The organism is uncultured Microbacterium sp. (assembly GCF_963521645.1).
GTDB lineage: Bacteria > Actinomycetota > Actinomycetes > Actinomycetales > Microbacteriaceae > Microbacterium.
In genome coordinates, this window is record NZ_CAUQVQ010000116.1 from 1 (window position 1) to 6004 (window position 6004).

The following is a 6004-nucleotide window of genomic DNA, read 5'->3' on the forward strand; positions in this document are numbered from 1 at the left end:
GTTGTTCGAGTCGTTGCCGGCCTGGACGGCGAGGTCACGAACACGCTGCAGGATCGAGTGCACCTCGGTGAGCGCACCTTCTGCGGTCTGGATGACCGAGATGCCGTCCTGAGCGTTGCGGGCTGCGACGTTCAGGCCGTTGACCTGCGAGCGCAGGCCCTCGGAGATGGCGAGACCGGCGGCGTCGTCTGCTGCACGGTTGATGCGCAGACCGCTCGAAAGCTTCTCGAGCGACTTCGAGACGTCGTTCTGGTTGACGGACAGGTTGCGGTACGCGTTGAGTGCACCGACGTTTGTTGCGATCTGAAGACCCATGAGAATTCCTCCGTGGATATGGGGTTGGACGCGGGTCCATCCGTGGACCCGTACTCCCCACCTTCGCGACCTGCGCACGGCGCGTAACCCGCCGCGTGGGAATTCTCAGACCGCGGCGAGCACACGCTCCGAGACCGGCGGCACGCCGGGGGCGGTCCCGCCGAACAGCGTCTCGAAGAACTCCGACTTCGCCTTGGTCGACCGGTCGCCGCCCGTGCCGTCCTCCCACGCCTGCATCGCCTCGCGCATCAGCGTGAGAGCCTTCGATCGCAGCTTCGAGACGTACGCGTGGCTCACCGCCAGCTCCTCGGCGATGTCCTTGACCATGCGGTCTTCGAGATAGATGCCGCGGACGACGTTCCGCATCGCTTCCGGAAGTGCCTCGATGACACGCGCGAGCATCGTTCGCAGCTCGGACTGCTCGACGGCGTGTTCGGGCAGGATCACGCTGTCCGTGAGGTCGGCCGCCTGGCGTCCGCTCTCCACGTCGAAGTGCTCCTCGAAGCTGGTGGCGGTGCGCACCATCTCGTCGAGCTTCTGCATCTCGATCACGGCGGCGAGATCGAGTCCCGATTCCTTCGCGAGTTCGGCCGGCGTGGCCGGTCGACCTGTTCGCGCCGACACTGTCTCGGCGGCGAGGCGGACGCGCTCGATCTTGTCGCGGCTGCGCTCGCCCGCGGGATCGGCTCGGCGCATCTCCGAGAGCATCGCCCAGTTGATCTGCCCGCTCGCGAACGCGCCGAACGGGATGCCGCGCGAAGGGTCGTACGACAGTGCGGCTCGCGCGAGCCCCAACCGCGCCGCCGAGAGCAGGTCGTCGAGATCGACGTGCGTGGCGGACTTCGCCTTCTCGACGGCCAGGAAAGTGGCGAGCGGCATGTTGTCGCGCGCGAGCTTCTCGGGGGTGGAAGGGGAATCGCCGCCGGTACTGAGATCAGCGGAAACAGCAGAATTACTCAGCAATGCGACTCCGTGGCTAGATCATCTGTTTTACGAGGAAACTAGCACAGACATCACGTTTATGAGCAAAAAATAAATATCCTCCGATCGAGCAAGACCGGCCGTCGTCTCCGAACGCATGCGCCACGGCATGCCTCGGCCCTAGAATCGGGCGACACAAGGTGTCCGGAGTTCGACGCACGCGTGGCTTCCCCGATCGCTCGGGGAGAACGGGTCCGACAACGAGAGAAGGCGATCATGGGTGTGATCTCACGAGGCTTCGGTGCACGGCGGCGCGAGTCCGACGACCGTCTCCCTCCGGGCCAGTACCTGACCGAGGACTTCCCGGTGCTCTCGGCCGGCCCGACCCCTCGCGTCTCCACCGACACGTGGGAGTTCGCGGTCGTGGGCCTCGACGGCATCCGCCGCAGCTGGTCGTGGGACCAACTGCAGGCGCTGCCGATCGACACAATCACCACCGACATCCACTGCGTCACCCGCTGGTCGAAACTCGGCACGCAGTGGCGCGGAGTCTCGCTCGATCACCTGCTGGAGGATGCCGGTGAGGGCGACTTCACGCGGGTCTTCTCCTACGGCGGATACACCACCAACGTTCCCCGTGCGGATCTTCTCGGCGGCAAGGCATGGATCGCGTTCGAGTTCGAGGGAGAGCCGCTCGCGCCGGAGCACGGCGGCCCTGCGCGACTCCTCGTCCCCCACCTCTACTTCTGGAAATCCGCGAAGTGGGTCCACGGCCTGGATCTGCTGGAGCACGACGAGCCCGGATTCTGGGAGCAGAACGGCTACAACATGTACGGCGATCCCTGGAAGGAAGAGCGTTACTGGTGACATCCTCCTGGCACCGAGCCGCTGTCGTCGACGTCCGACCGGCGACGGCTCACGGGCGCGTGCTGTCGTTGCGGGTGGACGGGTGGCCGGGCAACCTGGCCGGCCAGCACGTCGACGTGCGACTGACCGCGGAAGACGGCTATCAGGCGGTCAGGTCGTACTCGCTCGCATCGTCCGGCGACGGCGACGTGCTCGAACTGGCCGTCGACGAGGTGCCCGACGGCGAGGTCTCCCCCTACCTGGTCGAGGATGTGCGCGCCGGCGACGAACTCGAGGTGCGCGGCCCGATCGGGGCGTACTTCGTGTGGACTCCCGCGCAGACCGAGCCCGTGCAGCTGATCGCGGGCGGGTCGGGGATCGTGCCGCTTCTCGCGATGGTCCGGGACCACGCTCGCTCCGCCAGCGCGGCGGCGATGCGACTGCTGTATGCGGTGCGTTCGGCAGACGATGCCTTCTACGCCGAGGAGCTCGCAGGCATCGACGACGCGGCGTTCACGCTCGCCTGGGCGTACAGCCGCTCCGCACCCGAGAGCTCGACACAACCGGCCGGTCGAGTGGACGCCGCGACGATCGAGGCGTTCGTCATCCCCGCGTCCGAGCGCCCCTCGGTCTATGTCTGCGGTCCGACCGGTTTCGTCGAAGCCGTCGCCGATCTGCTCGTGGCGGCGGGGCATCGGCCCGACCGCATCCGTACCGAACGCTTCGGAGGTGCCTGATGGACGCTGTCCACCCCGGCCACCGCACGAGGCTCGACGGCAACGCCGCGGGCGGGATGCTGATCGAGCTGTTCGGGAGGGACATGACGTCCGCTCGCGGCGCCTGTCGGCACTGCTCTCGCGAGGCCGAGCTCGGCGATGCGGTCGCCGAGCTCGACCCGGCGGGAGTCATCCTGCTCTGCCGCGGATGCGGCCGCACACTGCTGACCTGCCTGCAGGTCGACGGGCGCTACACGCTCGACATCGGGGCGCTCGCGAGCCTGGAATGGCAGTCGGGCGCCGACTGACTCGGCGTACGACACTCTCACCGGCTGCGTGCCAGGAGTCAGGCCCCGAGCGCCTCGATCGCGGGACGCGGAGCGCGACCTCTCGGCTGCCGCGGGGCCGGGCCCTGCTGCCGCAGCGGGGGAATCGCCGCCGTCACCGCGCATCCCGCCTCGAGCGTGAGCCGCTGGTCGTGGTGGGTGATCGTGAGAGGGTCCCCCGACGCCAGCCGATAGGTCGCCTCGGTCCGGCCCACGTCGACGCGCAGTATGCAGCCGTGAACGCGCACGCCGAACTCCAGTCGGCCGATCTGCGGCGGCAGACGCGGGCAGAAGCGCATGCCGTCGTCGCTCTCGCGCATCCCCCCGAAGCCTGCGGTCATGGCGGTCCAGACACCTGCGAGTGCGGCGATGTGAAGACCCTCGCCGGTGTTGCCGTGCAGGTCGTCGAGATCGAGGGTGGCCACCTCGGCGAGGTAGTCCAGCGCGAGGTCCAGGTGCCCGAGCTCCGCCGCCACCACCGCCTGCGCCGCTGCGGACAACGACGAGTCCCGCACCGTGATCTCCTCGTAGTAGGCGAATGCACGCGCCTTCTGCTCGAGAGTGAACGCCTCGTGAGCGAAATAGAGCGCGAGCACGAGGTCGGCCTGTTTCACGACCTGCTTCCGATACAGGTCGAAGTACGGGAAGTGGTCGTGCAGCAGGTACTCATCCGGCGACGTCGACTCGAAGTCCCACCGCTCGCGGTCGGTGTATCCGGCGGACTGCGGGTGGACCCCGCGCTCAGTGTCGAAAGGGACCGTCATCGACGCGGCTGCGAGCTGCCACTGGGCGATCTCGTCGTCCGAGATCTCGAGCTCTGCCGCGACATCCCGATGGCGACGTGCCGCGTCGGCCGCGCCGCGGAGATTCTTCTGCGCCGCGAGGTTCGTGAAGACGTTGTCGTTGGCGATCGCGGAGTACTCGTCCGGGCCGGTGACGCCGTCGATGTGGAAGCCGCCCCTGACATCCCAGCGTCCGAGCGACAGCCACAGACGCGCTGATTCCGTGAGCAGCTCGAGGCCTGCCTGCCGCTCGAACTCCACGTCGCCCGTGGCTCGGACATAGTGCAGAACCGCTGCGGCCACGTCTGCGTTGAGGTGGAAGGCGGCCGTGCTCGCGGGCCAGTAGCCCGATGATTCCCGGCCGTCGATGGTCCGCCATGGCAGGGCAGCACCGCGCAGGTGCAGCTGCGCGGCTCTCGTGCGGGCGTGATCGAGCACAGAGTGCCGCCACCGCAGTGCCTGCTCCGCAGCGTGCGGGAGGGTCGAGGTGAGGACGGGGAGCACGAACGCCTCGAAGTCCCAGAAGGTGTGCCCCTCGTAGCCGGAACCCGTCAGACCCTTCCCCGGGACCGACCGCAGCTCCATACGAGCGGATGCCTGGAAGACCTGGAAGAGCGCGAACCGCACCGCCTGCTGCAATCGGCGCGGACCGTCGACCCGCACGTCGGCGCAGTCCCAGAACTCGTCGAGTCGGGTCCGCTGGTCGGCGACCAGTGCCTCCCATCCCACACGCATCGCGTCTCCGACCGCGGCCTCGGCCCTGTCGCGCAGCGCCGCGGTCGACAGATCGGGAGAGAACTCGTGGCCGACCGCCTTGAAGATCTCGAGCGTCGCCCCCGCTTCCAGCGACGCGCGCACCGTCGTGCGCGCGCGATCCCCCGACGGCTCCACATCCGTCTCGACGCTCGCCTCCGTCCGACCCGATCCGCTCACGCGATGATCCATCGCCACCGCCGTCGCGAGCCCGCTCCTCCGCGTGCGGTGCACCAGAGTCGCCGCTCCCCCGTCTCCGGCGCATTCCACCGCTTCCAGAGGCTCGCTCAGCAGGTCCTGCACGCGTGGATCGTCGTGGGTGATCGGCAGCGGTTCATTCGCCAGGAGCTCGGAGACGACGGTCACCTCCGTCGGAGCGTCGATCGCCTGCACCCGGTAGCGCACGGCCGCGACGGCGCGGTGGGTGAACGAGACGATCCTCGTCGAACGGAGTCGGATGCGCCGGCCCGCGGGGCTCGTCCACTCGACTCCTCGTTCGAGGGTCCCCGCACGGAAGTCGAGTCGCCGCCAGTGCGAGTCGAGCGTGCCGCGTCGGACGTCGAACGGCTCGTCGCCCACGAGCAGGCGGATCAGCTGGCCGTTCGACGCGTTGATCACGCTCTGTCCGCACTCGGGGTAGCCATAGCCCTCTTCCGCGTACGGCATGGGGTGCTCTTCGAACAGGCCGTTGAGGTAGCTGCCCGCGAGCCCTCGGGGATCCCCCTCGTCGAGGTTGCCGCGCCAGCCCACGTGGCCGTTGGAGAGCCCGAACACCGATTCCTCCTGCGCGAGGCCGTCGAGGTCGATCCCGTCCACGCCGACACTCCACTCGTCGACCTCGAACCGCTGTCCCGTCCTGTGCATGCACGTCCCTTCCGTCGCCGACGCCGTCGCGCCGACGGTAGCTGCGTCGACCCGCCGGGACGAGCGGGTTGATTCCGGATGCGGCGACCGGTAGGGCCGCATCGCACGAGAGGGCCTTGCGACGCGAGCCGCCTGCCTGTAGGCCTGGAATGCGGGGGCTATGCCGGAGGGAATCTCACACCATGGGCAGATTCACGTACGAGGCGAGCCAGCGGGTGGCGGTCGACGACCGCGCCCTGCATCACCTGCAGGTCGTGATCACGACGAAGCTGCGGCGCGGGGAGCCTTTCACCTTCACCTGGCGGGAGGACCTCAGCATCGGTGGCGGTCGCATCGCTGTGTGGCTGCACCCCGGTTCGAACCTGGTGTTCGCGTATGCAGGCCACGCGGCGCACGATCTCAATCGCGACTGGGTGAAGACGCTCGCCTACACGGCCAACGCGCCCTCAGGGCTGTACCTCGTGCATGAGCCGGACAGAGC

At 68.3% G+C, this 6004-nt stretch carries 6 protein-coding genes and 1 pseudogene; 4 read left to right on the forward strand and 3 right to left on the reverse strand.

Going from position 1 to position 6004, the window contains the following annotated elements:
• A pseudogene (locus RWO82_RS14750) lies at nt 1–315 on the reverse strand (flagellin); the annotation flags it as partial.
• 105 nt (nt 316–420) lie between these two features.
• Entirely contained in the window at nt 421–1278 is an 858-nt protein-coding gene (locus RWO82_RS14755; protein WP_314428284.1) for a sigma-70 family RNA polymerase sigma factor, read from the reverse strand.
• Nucleotides 1279–1512: 234 nt separating this feature from the next.
• Here RWO82_RS14755 and RWO82_RS14760 point away from each other — a divergent pair, with 234 nt between their 5' ends.
• Genes RWO82_RS14760 through RWO82_RS14770 form a run of 3 tightly spaced genes read left to right on the forward strand, consistent with a single transcriptional unit; the run spans nt 1513 to nt 3106 of the window.
• A complete protein-coding gene (locus tag RWO82_RS14760; protein ID WP_314428285.1) occupies nt 1513–2103 on the forward strand; it encodes a sulfite oxidase-like oxidoreductase in 591 nt (196 codons plus the stop codon).
• Entirely contained in the window at nt 2100–2819 is a 720-nt protein-coding gene (locus RWO82_RS14765; RefSeq protein WP_314428286.1) for a ferredoxin reductase, read from the forward strand. The genes RWO82_RS14760 and RWO82_RS14765 overlap by 4 nt, the downstream gene beginning before the upstream one ends.
• A complete protein-coding gene (locus tag RWO82_RS14770) occupies nt 2819–3106 on the forward strand; it encodes a DUF6510 family protein (RefSeq protein ID WP_314428287.1) in 288 nt (95 codons plus the stop codon). Before RWO82_RS14765 ends, RWO82_RS14770 begins: the two co-directional genes overlap by 1 nt.
• A gap of 38 nt (nt 3107–3144) precedes the next feature.
• Here RWO82_RS14770 and RWO82_RS14775 read toward each other — a convergent pair whose 3' ends face one another.
• Nucleotides 3145–5523 (reverse strand): glycosyl hydrolase family 65 protein, encoded by a 2379-nt coding sequence (locus tag RWO82_RS14775; protein WP_314428288.1) that lies wholly within the window; start codon nt 5521–5523, stop codon nt 3145–3147.
• Nucleotides 5524–5705: 182 nt separating this feature from the next.
• Between RWO82_RS14775 and RWO82_RS14780 the strand changes: the two genes are divergently transcribed.
• Nucleotides 5706–6004, forward strand: a 299-nt coding sequence (locus tag RWO82_RS14780; protein WP_314428289.1) for an ATP-dependent DNA ligase, incomplete at its 3' end; no start/stop codon positions are given.

Bases quoted from the DNA above. Each gene is read 5' to 3' on its own strand.
- RWO82_RS14760 (WP_314428285.1), top strand. From the start codon at position 1,513: ATGGGTGTGATCTCACGAGGCTTCGGTGCACGGCGGCGCGAGTCCGAC.
- RWO82_RS14770 (WP_314428287.1), top strand. From the start codon at position 2,819: ATGGACGCTGTCCACCCCGGCCACCGCACGAGGCTCGACGGCAACGCC.
- RWO82_RS14775 (WP_314428288.1), bottom strand. From the start codon at position 5,523: ATGCACAGGACGGGACAGCGGTTCGAGGTCGACGAGTGGAGTGTCGGC.